General features: G+C 68.9%; 22 protein-coding genes. 19 read left to right on the top strand and 3 right to left on the bottom strand.

All coding sequences use genetic code 11. From position 1 onward, the window contains the following. Positions 1-36 precede the first annotated feature (36 nt). Positions 37-1,410 carry a M14 family metallopeptidase gene (locus V1460_RS05625; protein WP_338672506.1) on the bottom strand — a complete coding sequence of 458 codons (1,374 nt, stop codon included), beginning with the start codon at positions 1,408-1,410 and terminating at the stop codon, positions 37-39. Positions 1,411-1,558: 148 nt separating this feature from the next. On the opposite strand from V1460_RS05625, the gene V1460_RS05630 reads away from it, so the two are divergent. From V1460_RS05630 to V1460_RS05705, 16 genes are all read left to right on the top strand, one after another. Further along, positions 1,559-2,899 carry an Nramp family divalent metal transporter gene (locus tag V1460_RS05630; protein WP_338672507.1) on the top strand — a complete coding sequence of 447 codons (1,341 nt, stop codon included), beginning with the start codon at positions 1,559-1,561 and terminating at the stop codon, positions 2,897-2,899. A 312-nt stretch (positions 2,900-3,211) separates the two neighbouring features. Continuing rightward, positions 3,212-4,072 (top strand): hypothetical protein, encoded by an 861-nt coding sequence (locus V1460_RS05635; protein ID WP_338672508.1) that lies wholly within the window; start codon positions 3,212-3,214, stop codon positions 4,070-4,072. 82 nt (positions 4,073-4,154) lie between these two features. Further along, entirely contained in the window at positions 4,155-4,871 is a 717-nt protein-coding gene (cpaB, locus tag V1460_RS05640) for a Flp pilus assembly protein CpaB (RefSeq protein WP_338672510.1), read from the top strand. A gap of 7 nt (positions 4,872-4,878) precedes the next feature. After that, on the top strand, positions 4,879-6,165 hold the full coding sequence (locus V1460_RS05645) for an AAA family ATPase (RefSeq protein ID WP_338672511.1): 1,287 nt from the start codon (positions 4,879-4,881) through the stop codon (positions 6,163-6,165). Continuing rightward, a complete protein-coding gene (locus V1460_RS05650; RefSeq protein ID WP_338672513.1) occupies positions 6,162-6,650 on the top strand; it encodes a TadE/TadG family type IV pilus assembly protein in 489 nt (162 codons plus the stop codon). Before V1460_RS05645 ends, V1460_RS05650 begins: the two co-directional genes overlap by 4 nt. Before the next feature lies 1 nt (position 6,651). After that, positions 6,652-7,053 (top strand): TadE/TadG family type IV pilus assembly protein, encoded by a 402-nt coding sequence (locus V1460_RS05655; protein ID WP_338672514.1) that lies wholly within the window; start codon positions 6,652-6,654, stop codon positions 7,051-7,053. A gap of 15 nt (positions 7,054-7,068) precedes the next feature. Continuing rightward, a complete protein-coding gene (locus tag V1460_RS05660) occupies positions 7,069-8,466 on the top strand; it encodes a CpaF family protein (protein ID WP_338672515.1) in 1,398 nt (465 codons plus the stop codon). Between the two features lie 10 nt (positions 8,467-8,476). Further along, positions 8,477-9,421, top strand: coding sequence for a type II secretion system F family protein (locus tag V1460_RS05665; protein WP_338672516.1), 945 nt, complete (start codon positions 8,477-8,479; stop codon positions 9,419-9,421). A gap of 43 nt (positions 9,422-9,464) precedes the next feature. Next, positions 9,465-10,352 (top strand): DUF5936 domain-containing protein, encoded by an 888-nt coding sequence (locus tag V1460_RS05670; RefSeq protein WP_338677913.1) that lies wholly within the window; start codon positions 9,465-9,467, stop codon positions 10,350-10,352. Positions 10,353-10,362: 10 nt separating this feature from the next. After that, the gene (locus V1460_RS05675) at positions 10,363-11,814 is read left to right on the top strand and encodes a histidine kinase (RefSeq protein WP_338672518.1); all 1,452 of its coding nucleotides are present in this window, start codon (positions 10,363-10,365) and stop codon (positions 11,812-11,814) included. After that, the gene (locus V1460_RS05680; protein WP_338672520.1) at positions 11,739-12,524 is read left to right on the top strand and encodes a response regulator transcription factor; all 786 of its coding nucleotides are present in this window, start codon (positions 11,739-11,741) and stop codon (positions 12,522-12,524) included. Before V1460_RS05675 ends, V1460_RS05680 begins: the two co-directional genes overlap by 76 nt. Positions 12,525-12,671: 147 nt before the next feature. Continuing rightward, entirely contained in the window at positions 12,672-12,917 is a 246-nt protein-coding gene (locus V1460_RS05685) for a hypothetical protein (protein ID WP_338672521.1), read from the top strand. Then, positions 12,914-13,561, top strand: coding sequence for a pilus assembly protein TadG-related protein (locus tag V1460_RS05690; protein ID WP_338672523.1), 648 nt, complete (start codon positions 12,914-12,916; stop codon positions 13,559-13,561). The genes V1460_RS05685 and V1460_RS05690 overlap by 4 nt, the downstream gene beginning before the upstream one ends. A gap of 89 nt (positions 13,562-13,650) precedes the next feature. Beyond that, positions 13,651-14,181, top strand: coding sequence for a hypothetical protein (locus tag V1460_RS05695; protein ID WP_338672525.1), 531 nt, complete (start codon positions 13,651-13,653; stop codon positions 14,179-14,181). Positions 14,182-14,231: 50 nt separating this feature from the next. Next, on the top strand, positions 14,232-14,837 hold the full coding sequence (locus tag V1460_RS05700) for an OmpA family protein (protein ID WP_338677914.1): 606 nt from the start codon (positions 14,232-14,234) through the stop codon (positions 14,835-14,837). Between the two features lie 77 nt (positions 14,838-14,914). Beyond that, the gene (locus tag V1460_RS05705; RefSeq protein ID WP_338672527.1) at positions 14,915-16,057 is read left to right on the top strand and encodes a mannosyltransferase family protein; all 1,143 of its coding nucleotides are present in this window, start codon (positions 14,915-14,917) and stop codon (positions 16,055-16,057) included. Here the strand turns inward: V1460_RS05705 and V1460_RS05710 are convergent. Next, the gene (locus tag V1460_RS05710; protein ID WP_338672528.1) at positions 16,029-16,406 is read right to left on the bottom strand and encodes a DUF192 domain-containing protein; all 378 of its coding nucleotides are present in this window, start codon (positions 16,404-16,406) and stop codon (positions 16,029-16,031) included. The genes V1460_RS05705 and V1460_RS05710 overlap by 29 nt on opposite strands. 37 nt (positions 16,407-16,443) lie before the next feature. Here V1460_RS05710 and V1460_RS05715 point away from each other — a divergent pair, with 37 nt between their 5' ends. Together V1460_RS05715 and V1460_RS05720 are read left to right on the top strand one after the other, a co-directional pair. Next, positions 16,444-17,208: an A24 family peptidase gene (locus tag V1460_RS05715; protein ID WP_338672529.1), complete on the top strand. Its 765-nt coding sequence runs from the start codon at positions 16,444-16,446 to the stop codon at positions 17,206-17,208. Positions 17,209-17,241: 33 nt separating this feature from the next. Further along, positions 17,242-18,780: a DUF2079 domain-containing protein gene (locus V1460_RS05720; protein ID WP_338672530.1), complete on the top strand. Its 1,539-nt coding sequence runs from the start codon at positions 17,242-17,244 to the stop codon at positions 18,778-18,780. Between the two features lie 412 nt (positions 18,781-19,192). Here V1460_RS05720 and mgrA read toward each other — a convergent pair whose 3' ends face one another. Further along, a complete protein-coding gene (mgrA, locus tag V1460_RS05725; protein WP_338672531.1) occupies positions 19,193-20,251 on the bottom strand; it encodes an L-glyceraldehyde 3-phosphate reductase in 1,059 nt (352 codons plus the stop codon). A gap of 176 nt (positions 20,252-20,427) precedes the next feature. On the opposite strand from mgrA, the gene V1460_RS05730 reads away from it, so the two are divergent. Beyond that, positions 20,428-21,189: an isoprenyl transferase gene (locus V1460_RS05730; RefSeq protein ID WP_338672532.1), complete on the top strand. Its 762-nt coding sequence runs from the start codon at positions 20,428-20,430 to the stop codon at positions 21,187-21,189. The last annotated feature ends 772 nt before the right edge of the window (positions 21,190-21,961 follow it).

The following is a 21,961-nucleotide window of genomic DNA, read 5'->3' on the forward strand; positions in this document are numbered from 1 at the left end:
GGCAGCCGGGCCCCCATTCGCTGTGGCGCACCGGCGTCAGCTCGTGCAGTACTGCTGCTCCTTGCCGATCGACCGGTACATGCAGTCCGCGTTCTCCACGAGCTGTAGCACCGCGTCGCGGTTTCGGCTGGTCTCGCGCTCGATCACTTCGTCGGCCGGGTAGAAGCCGCCGCCGAAGATGCTGGTCGGGTACATCTCGAAGGTGTAGCCGAAGATCTTCTGGTTGCCCCACAGCCAGTCGTCGATCGACCCGTCCGTGATGTACAGGTCGCTCGACTGCTCGGGTGTGTAGCCGTTGCTCGCCGCCATCTTCCGCCCGACGGCGGCGAAGGCGTCGCGGTCGTCCTGGGTCAGGCCGGCGGCGGTGTCCGCCGTGGTGTAGCCGTAGGGCCAGAGCACCAGCTCGCTGTACGTGTGGAAGTCGATGCCCGCCTTGATCTGCTGCTTCCCACCGACGACCCGGGAGCGTACGAAGTCGGCGACGACCTTCACCTCGGGGGCGGACTCGGCGGTCTTGCCCCGGTAGGTCTGGGAGCTGGTGGAGCCGGACGAGCCGCCGCAGCAGCCCCACTTGAAGTTCCAGTTGCGGTTCATGTCCGTACCCACGTACGACGAACCGGTGTTCGGTTGCCGGTTCTTGCGCCAGCTGCGGTAGCGGCCGGTGGCGATGTCGTACTCGCCGCCGTCCGGGTTGAGGTCCGGCACGATCCAGATCTCGCGGCCGTTGACCGCGTTGGTGATCCGGGAGTCGGTCCCGTAGTCCTCGCCGAGCTCGCGCAACAGGTAGAGCGCCATCTCGACGGTCAGGTGCTCGCGGGCGTGCTGGTGGTGGGTGAAGAGGATCTCGGGTTCGTTCTCGTCGGTGCCGACGTTGTCGCTGACCTTGACGGCGATGATGTCGCGGCCCTCATAGGACTTGCCGATCACCTGCTTGCTCATGATGTTCGGGTAGGCGGCGATGCGCTGGTTGATCTCCGCGTTCATCTCGGCGTAGTTGTGGTACTTCGAATCGGATGACGGGAAGTCGAACGCCTTGGCCGTCGTGCCCTCGGCGGTGCGCACGGGCGGCGCGGGCAGGAGTTCGAGCTTGTGGCCGATGCCGCGCAGCCGTTTCGCCTGGGCGGCGTTGGCGCTGATCACGAGGGAGTGCGCGTCGACCTCGTCGATCGACACGCCGGTGGAGGCGATCGCGGTGCGCTCGGCGACGGTGGACGGGCCGTGGATCTCGTACTGCCTGGTCTGCTCCTCCTGGAGGGCCACGGGTGTGACGCGGTCCCGGTCGGGGGAGGGGGTGGGAGCGGCGGCGGCGGCGGCGGTGAAGGGCGCGGCCACGGCGAGCGCGAGCAGGGTCGCGAAGGCGGCGGACCGTGTGGCGGACCTTCTGCCACTGCCGCGGATACGAAGTCGCATGCTGGCTCCTGGGTAGGGAGTGTGGGGGTTGCTCTGCGACGTGCGGGTGTGACGGGCACATGGTGAGGGCGTGGCATGCTCCGGTCAAGGGGATAGGTCGGTCAATCGGCCATTCGGCCCACGAGTTGGGAAAGGCGGGACCTCGACCATGACAGGCACCCAGGGCGCCGAGGACACCGAGGCGGAAGGCGCGCGGACACCGGCGGCCCGGACCCGGACCCACCGGACCCGCAAGGCGAGCTGGAAGCATATCGGCCCCGGCATCGTTGTCGCGGCAACCGGCGTCGGAGCCGGTGACCTCGTGGCGACCCTGATCGCCGGCAGCAAGTTCGGCTACACACTGCTGTGGGCCGCCGTCGCCGGCTGCCTCGTCAAGATCTCGCTCGCCGAGGCCACCGGACGCTGGCACCTGGCCACCGGCCGCACCATCCTCGACGGCTGGCGCAGCCTCGGCGCCTGGACGTCGGTCTACTTCGGCTTCTACGTCGTCGTGTGGGGCTTCATCTACGGCGCCACGGCCATGTCGTCCACGGCCCTTCCGCTCGCCGCGCTCTTTCCCGAGACGCCCGGCGGACTCAAGACCTTCGCCATCGCCGCCGGCCTCATCGGCCTCGCCCTGGTCTGGTTCAACCGCTACGCACGCTTCGAGAAGCTGATGACCGTACTCATCGGCATCAAGTTCCTCATCGTCGTCTACGTCGCGGTGCGGGTCGTCCCCGATCTGCCGGCCGTGTTCGCCGGACTCGTCCCCGTGCTGCCGAACGGCTCGTTCTTCTACACACTCGGCCTGATCGGCGGAGTAGGCGGCACCATCACCATGGCAGCGTACGGCTACTGGATCAACTCCAAGGGCTGGACCGACGCGTCCTGGATGAAGATGATGCGGCTCGACAACCGCGTCGCCTACCTCACCACCGGGGTCTTCGTCGTCGCCATGCTGATCATCGGCGCCGAGCTGCTGCATGCCTCCCATCTCGCGCTGGAGGGCGGCGGCGACAAGGGGCTGCTCGGACTGAGCGACATCCTGGAGGCGCGCTTCGGGGTCTTCACCGCCAAGCTCTTCCTCATCGGTTTCTGTGCCACCTCCTTCTCGGCTCTGGTCGGGGTCTGGCACGGGGTGAGTCTGCTCTTCGCCGACTTCTCCGAGCGGCTGCTGCGCAGCAGCCGGGGCATCGAGGAGAACGCGGTCGAGGAGGTTGCCGAGGGCCGCCGTGAACGCTCCTTGCCCTTCCGGGCATACATGCTCTGGCTGACCTTCCCGCCGATGGGCCTGCTCTGGCTGGACGAGCCGTTCGGTCTCGTGGTCGCGTACGGCGTGCTCGGCGCGCTGTTCATGCCGTTCCTGGCGCTGACCCTGCTGTGGCTGCTCAACTCGGGGCGCACACCGCGGGAATGGCGCAACGGATGGCTGAGCAACAGCATGCTGGCGGTGGCCGGCCTGTTGTTCGTGGTGCTGTGCGTGCAGCAGGTGCGTGAACTTCTCTGGTAGCCAAGGCCGTCACACCGAAATGCCGGTCGCGGTGTTTGCCCTGCCGTCACATGTGGCACGCATGCCCCGTTCAGCCTTTCGAGTCCAATCCCGCGACCGGAATCGGCCAAGAAGGGAAAACGCGGATCACCGGATGCCCCGTCTGTCCGGCTTTGATGTCGACTGTGGGGCCGAATGCCGTGTGGGTTCCTCATGTTGGGTTTTCGGGCCAGTAAGACGCAGATAAGGTGCTGATGCAGCCGTACCGGGCAGGAACGATCTGCGGTCGCCGGGTCCTGGAGACCGGGAGACCGGAGTGGACGGGGACTGAGAGTGCCGACTGTGATCGCGTCGACCAGTGCGGACCTGGTGCTGCCGCCCACCGACCAGCAGACGCCGACCGCCGCCGTCGTCCAGGCGCCCGAAGCCCAGCCGCTGGACACCGCGCTCGCCGACATGCATCTGCTGCTGGAGCAGCACGGCTATGTGGTCGTCGTGTATCCCGCGTCGGTGTCGACCGCCCAGGAGCAGCGGATGTTCGCCATCCGGGCCATGCTGGAAAGCGACCGTATCGCCCTGCTCAGATCGGATCTGCCGCCACTCGGCGTGGCCGCCCTGGTGCGCCAGTTACGCCAGCTTTCGGTCTGCGACTTCAGCGCGGGCGTCATCGCCTCCGCAGCGCGGCTGCTCGCCCACTACGTCTACGCGGGCGCGGTGCTCAACTCCGTCACCCGCCTCGACCGGGTGCCCGTGAGCCTGAGAACCCACGCCAAGTCCTGGCTGCCCGGCTCGCAGTTCGCCGTGCTCGCCGGGCCGAACCCCCGACTGCACCGGATCGGCACGAGTGCCGAGGTCCTCAGCGGCCCTGACTTCGCCACCCAACTGGTCGTGGCCGGCGGCCAGGCGTCCGCCGAATGGGTGACCGGCACGCTCGCCCCCGCCTGGCAGGTCCAGGGCGTCCAGGAAGCGGCGCTGCCCGCGGACTCGGCCCGCTGGTGGGGCACGCCGAAGCTGGCTGAGTTCGCCGCCTTCCTGCCCGACGTCTCCGTGCTCTACCAACTGGTCGCGTCCGTACGGCGGGCCCGCTGCCACTGGTGCTCCCTGGAACTCATCGGCGACCGCTGCGGCTTCTGCTCCGCCCCCCTGACCCTGCCCGAGCCCGAGAACCTCCCGAGGGCGCTGAACCCGACCTGACCACGTACCGCACCAGCGCGCGCCTGCCGCGCCCGTCCCCTGTCCGCTCTGGCCCACGTATGCGAACGAGGTTGTCCGGCCCATGAACTCACGCCAGCGTCGCGGCGTCATACTCCTGCTGCTGTCGGTCCTGTGTGCCTTCGGTGCCTTCGTCGGCGTGCTCTCGGTGATCAGCGACGTGAACGCGAAGGTCGGACCCGAGGTGGCGGCTTACGAGATCACATCGGACGTGCCGCCCTACACCGCACTCAGCCCGAGCCAGTTCACGAAGGTCACCATGCCGGAGCGCTGGCTCTCGGAGAACGCGGTGACCGACCTCTCCCAGATCGGCGGGAAGATCGCGGTCACCCGCCTGAAGAAGGGGTCGCTGCTCCAGAGCGACATGATCGTGGATCGCCCCGCGCTCCAGCCCGGTGAACAGGAGATCGCCATCATGATCGACGCGGCGACAGGGGTGGCGGGCAAGATCAAGCCGGACTCGCGCGTCAACATCTACGCCACCTTCGAAGGCGAACGGGAAGGCACCACGGCCCAGTCGGACCAGTCAAGGGTCATCGTGTCCAACGCCAGGGTCGTCGACGTCGGTCGGCTCACCGCACTCGAACCGGACCGGGACAACCGGGGCAACCAGGCCACCGAGGCCGTACCGATCACCTTCGCGCTCAGCACCATGGACGCCCAGCGCGTGGCATACGCCGAGTCGTTCGCCAAGCACGTGCGCCTGGCGCTGATCGGCCAGGGCGGCGGGGCCGCGATCGCCCCTGGCGACCGCACGTACACGCTGGACAAGGACAAGTGAGGACGGGATGACCACCAGGATCCTCCCAGCCATCGGCGACCCCGAAGCGGCCAGGTCCGTCACCACACTGCTGAGCCGGCTGCCCGACGCCGAACCGTCGGCTCCGGTCGCCGACTCGACCCAGCTCATCGACACCCTGGGGCGACTCGCGGGTGAGTCGCTCGACGAGCTGCCCGAGGTCGTGCTGGTGCACGAGCGGATCGGTCCCGTACCGGCACTGGACCTGGTGCGCGAGGTGGCCCTGCGCTTCCCCGCCGTCGGGGTCGTGCTGATCACATCCGACGCGAGCCCCGGCCTGTTCTCCGCCGCGATGGACTCGGGGGCCAGGGGCCTCGCCGTGCTGCCGCTCGGCGTCGAGGAGCTGGCCCACCGGGTCCAGGCCGCCGCCCAGTGGTCGGTCGGCGTACGCCGGCATCTGGGGGCGGGCGGCGAGGAGCCCACCGGGCCCGCCGGCACCGTCGTCACGGTCACCGGGGCAAAGGGGGGCGTGGGCACGACCGTCACTGCGGTCCAGCTGGCCCTGGCCGCCGCCGCCTCCGGCCGCACGGTGGCGCTGGCCGACATGGACATGCAGACCGGCGATGTCGCGTCGTACCTCGATGTGCAGTTCCGCCGCTCGATCGCCGACCTGGCCGCGGTCTCGGACATATCCCCGAGGGTGCTGTCCGACGCGGTGTTCAGCCATCCGACCGGAGTGGCCCTGCTGCTGGCCCCCGGTGACGGAGAACGCGGCGAGGAGGTCACCGACCGCTCGGCCCGGCAGATCGTCAGGGCTCTGCGCTCCCGCTACGAGGTCGTCGTCATCGACTGCGGAAGCCAGATGCACGGCGCGAACGCGGCGGCCGTCGAAATGGCCGATACCGCACTGTTGGTCACCACACCCGACGTGGTGGCGGTGCGCGGCGCCAAACGGGCCGTACGGCTCTGGGACCGGCTCCAGATCCGCAAGGCGGAAGACACCGTCGTCGTGGTAAACCGTCACACCCGTGGGACGGAGATACAGCCACCACTGGTCCAGAGGATCACGGGCACCAGGGTGGCCGGCACGGCGATCCCGGCGAACTTCAAGGAGCTCCAGGGGGCGGTGGATTCCGGGCGTATGCACGAACTCGACGCCAGGAGCACGGTGAAGCAGGCACTGTGGAGCCTGGCCGGAGAACTGGGTCTGGCGAAGCTCCCCGAAGGGGCCGGGCGGACCGGTAAGTTCCGAGGCGACCGGGCCGACCGGGGGGCGATCGGAGGCCGCCGCAGGCGTGGCGACTCCAGGGAGTGGGAGGGGCGCGCTGACCGATGACCGGCTTAGGCAGTCAGTGGCCGAGGTCTGACCGGCTCCGGGGCCGGTCCCGTGCCCGTGGCCAGGGCCGTCTGCTGGGACGGCTGCTGGGAGGGTTCCAGGGCCGTCTGCAGGGGCGGTTCAGGGATCGCGGGCAGACCGCGATCGAGTTCCTGGGCGTCACGCCGCTGATCATTCTGCTGCTGGTGGTGCTCTGGCAGTGCGCCCTGATCGGCTACACGTACAGCCTGGCCGGAAACGCGGCCGACCAGGCCGCACGGGCAGGCGCGGTGTCCGAGGACGGTGCCGGGCAGCGGGCATGCCAGGAGGCGGCGAGGGAGGACCTCCCCACCGCCTGGGTCGCGAACATGGAGGACACGGGGTGCGACGCCGGAACGGGCCTTTTCACGGCGACCGTCGTGTTCCAGGTGCCCGCTCTCGTGCCCGGCGTACTCGACTTCCCGATGCGGGTGACCGGCAAGGCGTCCGCCGTGAGGGAGCACTGACATGCCCGACATGAGCCGGTACCCGACCGAAGCCGGGTCCGCGATCAGGAAGCGAACGGAGCGGGAACGCGGCCAGGTCGCCATCGAGTACCTGGGCTTCCTCCCCCTGTTGCTGCTCGTCGGCCTGCTCGCCATCCAGCTCGGTATCGCCGCCTACACCGCGAACCAGGCCGGCACGGCGGCCCGGGCCGCCGCCCGCGCCGCGAGCGTGGACGACCCGAAGATCAGCCCGGACCAGGCCGCCAGAAGCGCCGTCAGCGGCTGGGTCGCCAGGAACATGACCCCGCGGTCGAGCTACGGCGACGACCAGGTCACGTACACCGTGCGGATCAAGGTCCCGTCGCTCCTGCCGGGCGTGGACTGGGGCACGGCCGAGCGCAGCTCCACCATGCCCCGGGACTGAAGAGGAGTCACGCGTATGAGCCTGCGGGCACGCATCACCGCCCCCGAGGAGAACGGCGGGGGGCGCGAGGACGGCCGTCTGGTCGCCACGTACCGCACCAAGCTGCTCGAAGAGATCGACCTGGCGGAGATGTCGTCGCTGCCCGCCGCCGACCGCCGGGCCAGGCTCGAACGCGTGCTGGGCCACATCATCAGCCGTGAAGGCCCGGTCCTATCCACGTCCGAACGCGCGCAGCTGATCCGCCGGGTGGTGGACGAGGCACTCGGACTCGGCATCCTGGAGCCACTCCTGGAGGACGCGTCCGTCACCGAGATCATGGTGAACGGCCCTGACCAGATCTTCGTGGAGCGCGGCGGCAGGGTCGAGCAGCTTCCGCTGCGCTTCGCCTCCCACGAGCAGCTGATGCAGACGATCGAGCGCATCGTCTCCACCGTGAACCGCCGTGTGGACGAGGCCAACCCGATGGTGGACGCCCGACTGCCCACCGGGGAGCGCGTCAATGTGATCATTCCGCCGCTGTCCCTGACCGGAGCCACCCTCACCATCCGGCGCTTCCCGCAGAGCTTCACCCTCCAGGAGCTGATCGGCCTCGGCTCGATCGACGAGCACCTGCTGTATCTGCTGTCCGGACTGGTCCAGGCGAAGTTCAACATCATCGTCTCCGGGGCCACCGGCACCGGAAAGACCACCCTGCTCAACGCGCTCTCCGGGCTGATCCCCGACCACGAGCGCATCATCACCATCGAGGACTCGGCCGAACTGCAGCTCCAGCAGTCCCATGTGATCCGGCTGGAGTCCCGCCCGGCGAACGTCGAGGGCAAGGGCCACGTCACCATCCGCGACCTGGTACGCAACTCGCTCCGGATGCGCCCGGACCGTATCGTGGTCGGCGAGGTACGCGGCGGCGAGTCGCTCGACATGCTCCAGGCCATGTCGACCGGCCACAACGGCTCGCTGGCGACCGTCCACGCCAACAGCGCCGAGGACGCGCTGATGCGGCTGAAGACCCTGGCCTCGATGTCCGAGGTCAAGGTCCCCTTCGAGGCGCTGCACGACCAGATCACCAGCGCGGTCGACGTGCTCGTACAGCTGACCAGGTACGCGGACGGCACCCGCAGGGTCACCGAGATCGCGTACCTCGACTCCCACGGACGGGACGCGGACCCCTTCGGCCGTGACCCCACCGCTCCGCTCGGGCGGGACGCCTACGGACGCGGTGTCTACCGCATCGTCACCGTCGCCCGGTTCGAAGCCCAACCCATGGGGGCCGACGGCCGGATCCACGGCCGGTTCTGCCACCACCCGCTGCCACGGCGCCTGGCCGAGCGCCTCTACATGTCCAACCAGCCCATCCCGCAGGCTTTCGGTGTCGCCGCGTTCCCCAACCAACTCGCCAGCCGAGAGGCCCTGTAGGTACCCGACGATGGACAACCTCGTACTGCTCACGATCGGCGGCACCCTGCTGTGCTGCGTGCTCGCCGTCATGGGCGTCCAGACGTACGCCAAGGGCAGGGCGGAACGCGCGGCACTCGTGGACCGCCTCTCCTACGCCGGGCAGATCGAGCCGGCGGTGCCGGGCAGACAGCGCCGATTCCGGGGCGTGGACCGCAGGCTCCGGGGAACGGCCCTCGGCAGGAGACTCGAATTCAAGCTCGCCGCCACCGGACTCGATCTCACACCAGGCGAGTTCTTCGTCTACGCCGTCGCCGCACTGGCCGGCCTGTGGCTGGTCGCCGCGTCCCTACTGGCCGCGTTCTTCGGCCCGGTGGCCATGCTGATCGGGCTCTGGGGGACCAACACCTTTCTCAACTGGCAGCGCGCCAAGCGCACCGAACGCTTCATCAACCAGCTTCCCGAGCTCACCCGCGTCCTGGCCAACGCCACCGAGGCCGGCCTCGCGCTGCGTACCGCGATCTCCATGGCAGCCGAGGAGCTCCAGGACCCGGCGGGCAAGGAGCTGGGCCGCGTCGCCCAGCGGCTCGCGGTGGGAGAATCCCTGGACGACGCACTCAGCGAGCTGACCGATCGACTGCCCTCACGCGAACTGGTGGTCCTGGTGACCACCCTCGTCCTCTCCAACCGCGCCGGTGGCACGGTCGTCAGCTCGCTGCGCAACCTCACCGAGACACTGGAAGAGCGCAAGGAGACACGGCGCGAGATCCGGACGCAGCTTTCCCAGGTGACCGTGACCGCCTACGCGGTTCCGGTGTTCGGTCTGGGGGCACTGCTTCTGATGAACCTGGTGATGCCGGGGGCGCTGGACCGGATGACGGGGGCGGCCATCGGCCAGGGTGCCGTGGTGGTCGCGCTGGCGCTCTACGCGATCGGGTTCATCGTGATCCGCCGCCTGTCCCGTATCGACGTGTGAAGTCCGAGTGAGGGAGGAGGTACCGGACATGGGGATGCCGTACATCGGGCTGGTGCTCGCCACCGTCCTCGCCATCGGCGTCTACGGGACCATTCACGGCATCCGGATGTACCGCGCCGACGCCAAGCTTCCCGGAGACCTCGTGGTGGCCCTGGAGATCGGCGCAAGCCGTACGAGCGCCGTGGGTTCCGGAATCGACCGCCTGGGGATGCGCTGGGCACCGCTGGTGCTGAGGATGATGGGCCCCAGGGCGGTCGACCGGAAACGTCGGCAGATCGACCTCGCCGGCAACCCAGGCGGCCTCACCATAGACCGGTACGCGGCGCGGCGGGCCGTCTACGGGGTGCTCGGCTTCTTCGGAGCCTTCACGACGATCATCCGCGGCGAGATCCTGCTCACGCTGCTGCTGATCGCCTTCGGACTGTTCTGGATCGAGGTCGGCATCTGGTCCGCGGTCCGTGTCCGCAAGGAGCACATCGAGCGGACGCTGCCGGACTTCCTCGATGTGCTGGCCGTCGTCGTCTCCGCCGGCCTCGGCTTCCGGCAGGCGCTGGAGCGGGTGGCCGAGAAGTACGAGGGGCCGTGGGCGGACGAACTGTCCATCACCCTGCGCCAGATGGACATGGGTGTCAGCAGGCGGCAGGCGTTCGACGAACTGCGCAAGCGCAACGACTCGGAACAGGTGGGGATGTTCGTGACCGCACTCCAGCAGGGCGAGGAGCTGGGTGCACCGATCGTGGACACCCTCATCCAGATCGCCAACGACATGCGGCGTGCCGACGCCCAGAACGCCCGCCGGAAGGCGGCGAAGGCGGTGCCGAAGGCCACCTTCGCGGTGACGTCGTTCCTGCTGCCCGGCACATTGGTCCTGCTGACGGTCGGATTCGTGTACGGCGCAGACGTCGACTTCAGCTTCCTGACGGGCGAGTGATCGGGAACCTATGGCACAGCACCCCAAGCGCCGGTCCGCAGCGCATCCGCCCGTGGTTTCGGCGTTGCCGCCGACGGAACGGGACCGGCCGCTACCGGCCCCGGAATCGGCGGCTGCGGAGCCCGAATGGCTGCCCCCGCCCGGCATCCAGGTCAACGCCCTACAGGCACTCTGCCGACAGGTCTTCGGCTTCCGGCTCGCGATGATCGCCATCGCCACCCCGTTCGCCGTCGAGGGCGCGGCTCCCGGGTTCCCCCAGTGGCTGGTCGGCGCGGCCATCGTGGTCACGTTCATGGGCTCGTACGTCCTCTTCCGGGACTGGGAGCGCTTCGGCCCGTACTTCCTGCGCCACCCCTGGCTGCTCGCCGTCGACGCGGTGTTCGGGGCGTTGCTGCTGATCACGGGCACGCCAGAGTCCACACTCGCCTATGTCACGGTGTGCACCCCGCTGCTCGCCGGGCTGGTGTACGGATGGCGGGGCGCCGCGGTCTTCGCCTCGCTCCAGACGGTGATCATCTTCCTGGTCTACGGAGGCAACAGGCAGCTGGAAGCCGACGGCGCCGCCACTCTGCTCCTCCCCGGGTTCTGTGTGATCGCCGGAGCGGTCGGAGTCACCCTGCGGAACCTGCTGCTGCGGATCGGCGGGGCAAGCCAGGCACTGACCGAGACGCGTGCCCGCCTCGCGGCCAACGAGGCGGTGGAGGAGGAGCGTCTACGACTGGCGCGGGAGATGCACGACTCGTTCACCAAGACACTGCACGGTCTGGCACTCGCGGCCGACGCGCTGGCGAGGTCGGCGGACCGCACGGACCCCCGCACCATCAGACACCAGGCCGAACTGGTCGCACACGCCGCACGCCGCGCCGCGGCCGAGTCCCGCGAGCTGCTGTCCGACCTGCGCCGCGAGCCCAGGACCCAGGACCAGGAGCTGGGCGGGGTGGACATCGGCGCGGAACTGTCCGCATGCGCCACCCACTTCGCCCACCGCGGCGGCGCCCGCATCACCCTCCACCGACTCGGCACCGTGCCGACGCCCCTGGTCCCGCGAGCCGTCGCCCGGCAACTCCTGACGGTGGTCTCGGAGGCACTGGAGAACGCCCACCGTCACGCGGAGCCCACCCGTATCGAGGTGTCGACGTGCGTGGACGGCGAGGTCCTGCGGGTCAGCGTGTACGACGACGGCCCGGGGCTGCCCCCGGGCACCACACTCGACCAACTCAAACGCGACGGCCACTACGGACTTGTCGGCATGGTGGAACGCGCCGCGTCCATCGGCGCCCGACTCCGCATCGGCCGTGGCCAGGCCGCGAGCGGTACCGAAGTCCGCCTGGAACTGCCCCTGTCGGCCATCGCCCCCGGCAGCACCCCCCGGAAGGAGGCCGCCGGATGCCGGACGACTTCTCAGCACACCCTGCACAAACCCCTCTTCGCGTCGTGGTCGCCGACGACAATCCGGTCATGAGGGCGGGCATCGGCGCCCTGCTCTCCGACCGGAACGACGTCTCCGTCGTCGCCGAGGCGGCGAACGGCCGCGAAGCCTGCGAAGCCACCCTCCGGCACCGCCCGGACGTCGTACTGCTGGACGTGCGCATGCCGGGCGTGGACGGCATCTCCGCCCTGCCGCATCTGGTCGAGCTCGCCCCGGTGATGATGCTGACGTACAGCCGGGAGACCGAGATCGTCCACGAGGCCCTGAGACGCGGCGCCGACGGCTACCTCGTCCATGGCGAGTTCACCCCCGAGCAACTGGTCCAGGCAGTGCGCGACATCAAGAACGGCCAGGCCCACTTCACCACGACCGCGGCCAACGCCCTGCTCCAGCACGTGCGGCAACCCGCGCAGCCACGCCAGGGTCTTTCGCAACTGCAACCTTTTGTGGCACATTCTTATGAGGCAGAAGGACTGGGTCCTTGTGCGAACAGGACCGGGTTCGGGCTGAGTTCGCGGGAGGTGGAGGTCATGGACCTGATTGCGTCCGGGATGAGCAACCAGCAGATCGCGGCTGCGTGCTTCATCAGCGAGAAGACCGTCAAGAACCACATCAACCGCATCTTCGCCAAGCTCAACACCACCACCCGGAGCAAGGCCATCGCCCACTGGCTCGGCACCGCACCGGCCGCCGGCCGCGGTGGCGGCCGAGGACGCCTTCCGGCGGAAGGCGGACGGCCATGACCCGACGAACACCCCGAAGACGCATCGCGGCTTGGGCCCGGGAATGGGTCCCAGGGCCCTGTTCGGAGGACTCGGTTCAGGCGTACGTTCCCCAAGAGACTTACGCGTCGGCAGACATCTCGTCGGCCGGACCCGAAGGGGATCACGATGTCGAACACCATGCTGAAGACCGCTGTTCGTGTGCAGGTCCGCGTCAGTGGCTGGGCGAACACCGCCGTTGTGAGGATCCAGAGGCGTTACGGGAGCGGGGATCGCGGACAGACGGCGTTCGAGTACTTGGGGATCATCTTGGTCGTCGTGGCGATCATTGGTGGGATGGTGGCGACGGGGATTGGCGCGGCGATCACCACGCGAATCACCGGTCTGGTGAACAGCATTACTGCGGGGAAGTGATCGAGAACGCGCGAGACCGTGGGCAGGCCTTCCCCATCTACATCATGATGGTGGCGGGCCTGCTCTTTCTTGCGTTTGCATTCTTCGCGGTCGGTAAAGCGTCGGCAGTGCGCAATGGGGCGCAGGGGGCGGCAGACGCCGCTGCTCTCGCGGCTGCTCAGGCTGTCAGGAATGCTATGGGATCGAAGTTCCTCGCGGCTCTCTTGGTGCCGAACGGTTTGGAACAATTCTTCAAAGAGGAAACTGTCGACCAAGCCGCATGTGCTGAGGCGCAGTACCTGGCTGGCGCCAACCGTGCTGATTTGGTTCCGAACGGCTCGGGTGACCTCTGTGACTGGAGCGATGGGAACTTTCGAGACGACGTTACTGTGCAGGTTATGACTCGTTACACGGTGGGTTCCTCGGTAATTCCTGGAAGCGAGAGTCGCCATGCTACGGCCAAAGCCAGTGCCGCAGTTGAATTCCGGTGCTCGTGGGAAGTTGTTCACAGCTCTGTGGGTGTTATGGATGAGAAAGATGGAAGGGATGGCCTGATCGAGTTCTCATGTGATGGTCTTGACGTCTTCACGGTTGACCCTTTGCGACCGGACTCCTGGGAGAAGTTGAGCAAGGAGCTCTTCGTTGTGCATTTGATTGACGATTAACAAGTAGCGAGTAAAGGAAAAGGGTCATGAACATGCGGCATACCGCGAGGGCGCGGCGGGCAGCAAGAAGTGCCTTGGTAATAGTGGCTATGGCTCTCGCGCTTGCTGCATGTGGTGGCGATGGTGGCACCTCAGCGAAGAACCCGGCTGCTGCATCCCGGCCCGTTGCTGAGCGATCGCCGCAGGCGGGTAATGCTGCTGGAGACAAGGGTGTTCCCTCTGTGCGGCTAGCTGAGATTACCGGGCAAGTGGGCCTCGTGATGATCGTCAATGAGGTCAAACGTGACTACGGCGGGTTTGTCACGGTAAGTGGCGAGATCAAGAACACGAGTGATCAGGTGCGCAGTATGTCAGGGATGGAGGGTTCTGAGAGTGCGATTGTGGCTCAGAACCCCAACTCGGTCGCAGGTGCAATGCTTGTGGACAAGGTTGGCAAGAAGCGCTACTACGTGCTCCGGGACACCGATAGTCGCTGCCTGTGCACAACGGCAATCACCCCTGTTGCCGCCGGAGATTCGACTCCGGTATTCATGCAGTTCCCTGCGCCCCCTGCGACAACCACTGAGCTTGACTTCACGCTACCTTCGTTTGGCGTGGCAACGCTGAAGATTTCCGGGTGAGGGTAGCTGTGGATGGCATTCGCCTGTCAACGCGACCTGTTAGAACATCAATTGTGGTCGGTGCGCTGCTTGTGGCGGCGCTTCCTTTCGGTAGCGTCCCCGCAACTGCCGATGACGAGCCTAGTGTGCCGCCCGGCACCGAAGCCTCGGCGGAACCGCCTGTGGGGATCGACGGGCAAGATCCTGACCTCAAAATGGCTGAAGGGGCAACTCTAGGCGAACCAAGAGTCCTTGACATCGTCCAGGTCGTAGAAGAACAAGGCGGCGAAGAACGCCGCGAGGACACCAACGCCACCGTCAAGTTCGCCCTACAGGCCGAGGTCCTCTTCGCCAAGGACAGCGCCGCCCTCGGATCCGCAGCCAACGCCCGTATCGTGGCGATCGCCGCCGAGATCAAGAAGCAGAACGCGGCCAAGGTCCGTGTGTTCGGCTTCACGGACAACCTCGGCACATCCGCGCACGGGGACGTGCTTTCCAAGCAGCGGGCCAACGCGGTGCACGGGGTGCTGAGCAGGGAGCTCGGGGGCGGTGCCGTCACCTTCGAGATCCGCGGGTACGGCGAGCAGTACCCGATCGCGGACAACGGCACCGAGGAAGGCCGCAAGAAGAACCGAAGGGTCGAGGTCTCCTTCCCGCGCGGTCAGGGAGGCTCGTAGAACGGTAGCGGCGCCCGGGAGGCCGAGACGGTGGAGGTCGGCAGGGCGCGAGAAGGCTCGTGTACATAATCGACCGCATGTCCCAGCACCCCCGTTTCCTGCTCGCCCGCCTGCGCAGTGCCCCCGCCGCCCCCGCCCTGCTCGGGTACGCGGCCGTCCGGCTGATCGGCATGGTGGTCCTCGCCATCGCCGCGGCTGCCACCGGCAAGGACGGGCTGCACCGGCTCAAGGGGCGGTGGGACGCAGTCTGGTATGTCCGGATCGCCGAGAACGGCTACGGGTACGAGGTGACGCTGCCCGACCACAGCGTGCATTCCGATCTCGCGTTCTTTCCGCTCCTGCCCGCACTGGAGCGGGGTGTCTCCGAGGCGCTGCCGTTCCTCGACGCCGCGACCGCCGGGCTGGTGATCGCGTGGGTCGCCGCGTTCGGTGCCGCGTGGGGGATCTACGCCGTCGGGGCGCAGGTCGCGGGGCACCGGGCGGGGGTGCTGCTGGCCGTGCTGTGGGGGGTGTACCCGACCGCGTTCGTGCAGTCGATGGCGTACACGGAGACCGTGTTCACAGCGTTCGCCGCCTGGTCGTTGTACGCGCTGCTGAACGGCCGCTGGATCACCGCAGGCGCGCTGTGCGCGTTCGCCGGGCTGACGCGCCCGTCGGCTGCCGCGCTTGTCATGGCAATCGGGATCACCGCGCTCGTATGCCTGGTACGTGGCGGCTTCGGGTCGCTGACCTGGCGGATGGCGGCGGGAGTGGTTCTGGCGTCGCTGGGGTGGCTCGGGTATGTGGTGTTCGTGGCCGTACGCGAGGGCAGCCCGACCGCGTACTTCGAGGTCCAGGCGGCCTGGGGCAACAATATCGACGGCGGGGCCGCGCTCGCCCGGTTCGTGGGGAAGCAGCTCACGGGGGCGGCGCCGCTCGCGGGGGTCGGTCTCATCGCCGCGCTCGGGCTGCTCGGTTGGTTGGTGTGGCTCTGCGTCAGACAGCGGCAGCCGCTGCCCGTGCTGGTCTACGCGATCGGGATCGTGGTGATCTCGCTGATCGGTGCTGCGTACTTCGGCTCCCGACCGCGCCTGATCATGCCGGCGTTCCCCATGCTGCTGCCTCCGGCCGCCGCATTGGCCAGGATCAGGCCGCGCTGGTCGACGACCGTGCTGGGGGTGCTTGCGGTGGCATCCGGTGTGTGCGGGGCTTTCACGCTTCTCGGCTCGGGCCCGCCGTGATGCCGAGCCGGACGCCCGGCCGCACACCCCAGCGCTCCAACGCCCCCGCCTCCGCTTCCAGGACGTGCCGGGCACGCGGCCTCGGCATTCCCAGCCGCCCCGGCTTCATGGTCCGCACCGCCAGTACCCGGAACCGCCTGTCCAGGTAGGCCACATCGATGGTGAACCGCATCCGGAAGGTGTGCACGCTGTTGGCCGGGGTCAGCAGGATCGCACCGTCGACACCGTCCCGGCCCAGCAGGCCACGGGTCCGTGCGCGGTACGAGGCCGCGATCACCAGGCCCACGGGTGCGCCCAGGCCCGGGATCGTCAACTCGCCTTTTCCGTCACGCCGGATGCCGTCGCCCATGGGCGACGACCGTACCCGGACGTCCTAGGCTCGGGGCGTGGACATCGGGTACGTCGTTGTGATCGCCGCCGCCACGCTCTGGGGGGCCGGGGCTGGGGCCCTGCTGCCGCGCGCCGCGTACCGGCTGGCGGTCGAGCCCGGGGAGGCATGGCGGGACGTCTGCCCGTCCGGGCATCCGATCACCGGGGTGGCGGGCGGCTGGCTCGGTGCGGCCCGGTGCGATGCCGGTCATGGCGAGGACCGCCGCGGCGACGCGGCTTACCGCGGCTCCGTGTCCATCCCCGCCCTTACCGCGGCCGGTTGCGCCGGACTCGCCGCCGCTGCCGGAGTGCGGCCCGAGACCGCCGTATGGGTGCTGCTCGCGCCCGTCGCCGTGCTGCTCGCGCTCGTCGACCGCCGAGTGCACCGGCTGCCGGACCTGCTGACCCTGCCGCTGGCGGCGGCTGCCGCGATGCTGCTCGGTGGCGCGGCGCTGGTCCCGGGCGCCGCCGGGTCCTGGACGACGGCGCTGCTCGGCGGACTCGTACTCGGCGGGGCCTACTTCACGCTGTTCCTGGTCAATCCGCAGGGCATGGGCTTCGGCGATGTGAAGCTCGCGGTCCCGCTCGGGACCGCTCTCGGCTGGTACGGCTGGGAAGTGCTGTTCGCCGGGGCCTTCGCGGGATTCCTGCTGGGGGCGGTGTACGGCTTCGGGCTGGTGCTGCTGCGGCGGGCGAGCCGCAGGTCGGCGATCCCGTTCGGGCCTTGCATGATCGGCGGGACGCTGGTCGGTCTCCTCATGGGGGCGGTGCTGGCTGCGTAGGCGACGCCGCTCCAGCCTCTAGCATGCGGGCGTATGCGGACATTCTTCGCCAATATGGCGATCCTGCCTGTCCATGCCCAGACGGTCGAAGCGCGCGCCGCACGCCCGTCACGGAACTCCGGCCGCGCGGCGGGGGCGCTCCTTTGCCGGGGATGGGCGGCGGCGCTGTTCGTCCTCTATTCGATCGTCGCCGTACGCCGTCACCTGCTCCTGCGTACCACCGGCTATGACCTGGGCATCTTCGAGCAGGCCGTACGCGGCTACGCCCACCTCCGTGCGCCTGTCGTCCCGCTCCGCGGCGACGGGTTCAATCTGCTCGGCGACCACTTCCATCCGCTGATCGCCGTGCTCGCCCCGCTGTACCGGGTCTGGCCGTCCCCACTCTGTCTGCTTGTCGCACAGTCCGCGCTGCTCGCGGTCGCCGTCGTCCCGCTCGCCCGCTGGGCATGCCGTGCCCTCGGTCGGCGCGCGGCGCATGTCGTGGCCTTCGCGTACGGAATGAGCTGGGGCATCGCGTCAGCCGCGGCCTTCGACTTCCACGAGGTGGCGCTCGCCGTACCGTTGCTCTCCTTCGCCCTGGAGGCACTCGGGCACCGGCGCTGGCGGCAGGCGGTCGCCTGGGCCGCGCCGCTGCTGCTGGTGAAGGAAGACCTCGGGCTGACCCTCGCCGCGGTCGGCGGGTACATCGCCTGGAAGGGACCGCGGAGGCTCGGGATCCTGACCGCGGCCGCCGGGCTGCTCGGTAGTGCGGTCGAGATCAAGCTGCTGCTCCCGGTGTTCAACCCGGGCGGTGGCTATGCGCACGGTGCCAACCTGGCCGAGGCGCACGGCTCCCTGCTCGCCACGATCGCGTTCGCCCCGCTGGACGTGCTGCGCCCGGACGTCAAGGCCATCAGCCTGGTGCTGGTCTTCGCGCCGAGCGCGCTCCTCGCCCTGCGCTCCCCGCTCTCGCTGGTCGCCGTGCCGACGCTGGGCTGGCGAATGCTCTCGGACAACGTCTTCCACTGGGGCACCGCCTTCCACTACAGCGCCGTGCTGATGCCCGTCGTGTTCGCGGCGCTGATCGACGCCCTTGCCCGCTACCGGGAGGCTGCGCCGAATCAACCCCTCTCGGCACGCCACCTCCGTGCCTCGCTGCTGACGGTCATCGCCGTGACGCTGGTGATGCTGCCGTCCTTCCCTCTCGCTCAGCTGGCCCAGCGGGCCACCTGGCGCACCACCTCTCATATCGAGGCCGCGCAGACGCTGCTGCGGCGCATCCCGGACGGGGCCACGGTCGCAGCGTCCAACCGTCTGGCGCCCCAGCTCACTTCGCGCTGCCAGGTGGTGATCTTCCCGACCTGGCCGGTCGAGGGGCACCTCTACGAGTACGAGCAGAAGCGGCTGCCCCGCCCCACGGCGGAGTGGATCATCCATGACCGCAGGGCCCCGGAGGCCTGGCCCTACAAGACGGGTCACTGGCCCTACCCGATCGAGCAGCAGCTCGCGGAGCTTGAGGCTGCGAAGCGCTCGTACGGCTACGCGGTCGTGGCCGAACGGGACGGGGTCACGCTGCTGCGCCGTCGCGTGTGACCTCCCCGGCTCGCTGCGCCGCGGCCGTGTACGACCTCCCCGAGTCGGCCCTGTACGACCGCCGTCCGCGTCGGCCGCTTACGGCACCGTGCACCGTGCCGCGTACGACCGCTCGGCGCGTGACCGCTCGCTGCGTCAACCGGGCGCCCGGTGCGCGGGGTCCCCCGTCGGGAGTAGCCGCTGTCGCGGCCCCGCCCCGTTGCCGACTGTGGCACGAGCCCGCCACCGGCCGTTTTCCCCCGCCTTCCCCCTGCGTGCCCTTCTCCGCACCGCAGTCCGCCGTTTTCGGAGAGTAGTTGTGGTGTGCCGTGGCACGCGCCGAACCTCACGAAGGGTTATGGTGGAAGCCCCCCCTCGGGCCGGTCCGTATCCCCCCCACGGACCGGCCCGTTTTCTCTTCTCCCCGGCCTCGTCAGTTCCGGGCGGCCCAGATGTTCGTCCCCGCGGTGTCCACCGCGAAGGCGTCGATCTCCGTCAGCTCGTCATCGGACAGCGGCGGCGCGGACAGCGCGGCCACGTTCTCCTCGAGCTGGCGCACACTGCTTGCGCCGATCAGCGCGGAGGTCATCCGGGGGTCGCGCAGTACCCACGAAAGCGCCAGCTGGGCCAGGGACTGACTGCGGCGCTGGGCGATCCCGTTCAGTCCGTGGAGCCTGCGGAGCACGTCGTCGGAGAGCAGTCCGGGGTCGAGCGACTTGCCCTGCGAGGCACGCGAGCCCTCCGGGATGCCGGTCAGGTACTTGCCGGTGAGCAGACCTTGGGCGAGCGGCGCGAAGGAGATGCAGCCCATGCCGGCGCCCTCGAGGGTGTCCAGCAGATTGTCGCCCTCGATCCAGCGGTTGATCATCGAGTACGACGGCTGGTGGATCAGGGCGGGGACGCCCATCTCCTTGAGTAGCCCGGCCGCCTCCGCGGTCTGCTCCGCGCTGTAGGACGACACGCCGACGTACAGCGCCTTGCCCTGCTGGACGGCGGACGCCAGCGCGCCCATCGTCTCCTCCAGCGGGGTGTGCGGGTCGAAGCGGTGCGAGTAGAAGATGTCGACGTAGTCGAGCCCCATTCGGCTCAGCGAGGCGTCGAGCGACGACAGCAGGTACTTGCGCGAACCCCACTCGCCGTATGGGCCGGGGTGCATCAGATAGCCGGCCTTGGTCGATACAAGCAGCTCGTCCCGGTATGGGGCGAAGTCCTGGGCGAAGAGCTTGCCGAAGTTGAGCTCGGCGGAGCCGGGCGGGGGGCCGTAGTTGTTGGCCAGGTCGAAGTGCGTCACGCCCAGGTCGAATGCGCGGCGCAGGATCGCGCGCTGCGGTTCGAGCGCGCGGTCGTCGCCGAAGTTGTGCCAGAGGCCGAGGGAGATCGCGGGGAGCTTGAGTCCGCTGCGGCCGCTGCGGCGGTACTCCATGGCGTCGTAACGGCTCTCGGAGGCCCGGTAGGAGGAGCGGGAGTAGGGGGAGTAGGGGGAAACGTTCACGCTTCTCTGCTTATCACGGACTTGTGACAGACCGGGTTGGGCCCCTGTGGGCGGTGCCAAGTAACCTGACCGCATCGGGGGCAGCCGCGGTACGCGAGAGGCGTGCGGCGCGGCGGGCCGAGAGCCACGAGGATGGTGCGTGCCGGCCCGGACGGAACCGAGAGGGTGTGGACTGAGTGAACCTGCGCGACCTGGTGTACGGGCTCTACGAGCGCCGTGTGGAGGGCCGCCTCGACCACGCCCAGGTGCCCAAGCACATCGGCGTCATCCTGGACGGCAACCGCCGCTGGGCCAAGGCGTCCGGCGGCACGACGGAGCAGGGTCACAAAGCGGGTGCGGACAAGATCCACGAGATGCTCGGCTGGTGCGCCGAGACCGACGTCGAGGTCGTCACCCTCTGGATGCTGTCCACGGACAACCTGGACCGCCCCGAGGAGGAGCTGGTCCCGTTGCTCGGCATCATCGAGGACGCGGTGCGGGGTCTCGCGGCGGACGGCCGCTGGCGGGTCCACCACGCCGGCACCATGGACCTGCTGCCCGCGCGGACCCAGGCGGTGCTCAAAGAGGCCCAGCAGTCGACCGCCGGGAACAAGGGGATACTCGTCAACGTCGCCGTCGGCTACGGCGGGCGCCAGGAGATCGCCGACGCGGTCCGCTCGCTGCTGACCGAGCACGCGGCCAAGGGTACGACGTTCGACGAGCTCGCGGAGATCCTGGACACGGACCTCATCGCCTCGCATCTGTACACCCGCGGCCAGCCCGACCCCGATCTGGTGATCCGTACCAGTGGTGAGCAGCGACTCTCGGGGTTCATGCTCTGGCAGAGCGCCCACTCCGAGTACTACTTCTGCGAAGTGTTCTGGCCCGCCTTCCGCAAGGTCGACTTCCTGCGCGCGCTGCGCGACTACGCGGCACGCCACCGGCGCTACGGCACCTGAGCGGCGCCTCGCACCGGACCGTCGCGCGGCACCCGGTCGTGGCCACGGCACCCGACCGGCCTAAGGGCTGTCCCGTAATTCCCAGTGGATCAGCGCGCGGCGTCAGATGCGGTGCATCGCAAGGCGGAGAGTCGCTCGCATACTGGGTGTATTCGGGCGATTCGACAACGCGGCGTGGGGGCACCTCCCGGCGAAGCCAGGGGGAGTGCCGTAGCTGGCGTCGCGCGCCCGCTGGGGATTACGGGACAGCCCTTACGCGGGCTCCGGCTTCCGCGTTCGTTGCGCCGGTCCACGCGCCTGGCAGCGTCCGGGGGTATCCGGTCAGCCGCAGCAGCCGCCGCGCTCGGACGCGTCCAGCCGGAGGAGCCTGAGGCGCGCCGGACGGATGAATCCGCCTCACCCTTGACGGTTGCCATGTCGCATTCGGCGCGGTTTGGCGTGCTGTTGCACCAGTCACTCGTGCGGCGGTGACTTCACGCCGCTCGGCCTTCCCGGGCGGCGCCCGGTGCGGGCTCGCCCGGCGGCCGTTCCTCGGACGGCCGCGTCCTCGGTCATCACCTGTTCATCGACGCGTCGTCATATGCCATTGCATGGCCACGCTCGTTCGAGGGAATATCCCTTCCAGGTCGACATCCGGACACCGGCCGGATGCCGTTCTGCTGCGGGTGGTGCCGAGCCGCCCGCCCGGGAGGCCCTTTGCGCCAGGACGACCGTGCGTTCAGCACGGAAGGAACGGAGGGCCGGTGCCCGGCCCGTGCATCGCGGCCGGACA

The sequence above is a fragment of the Streptomyces sp. SCSIO 30461 genome (assembly GCF_037023745.1).
Lineage (GTDB): Bacteria > Actinomycetota > Actinomycetes > Streptomycetales > Streptomycetaceae > Streptomyces.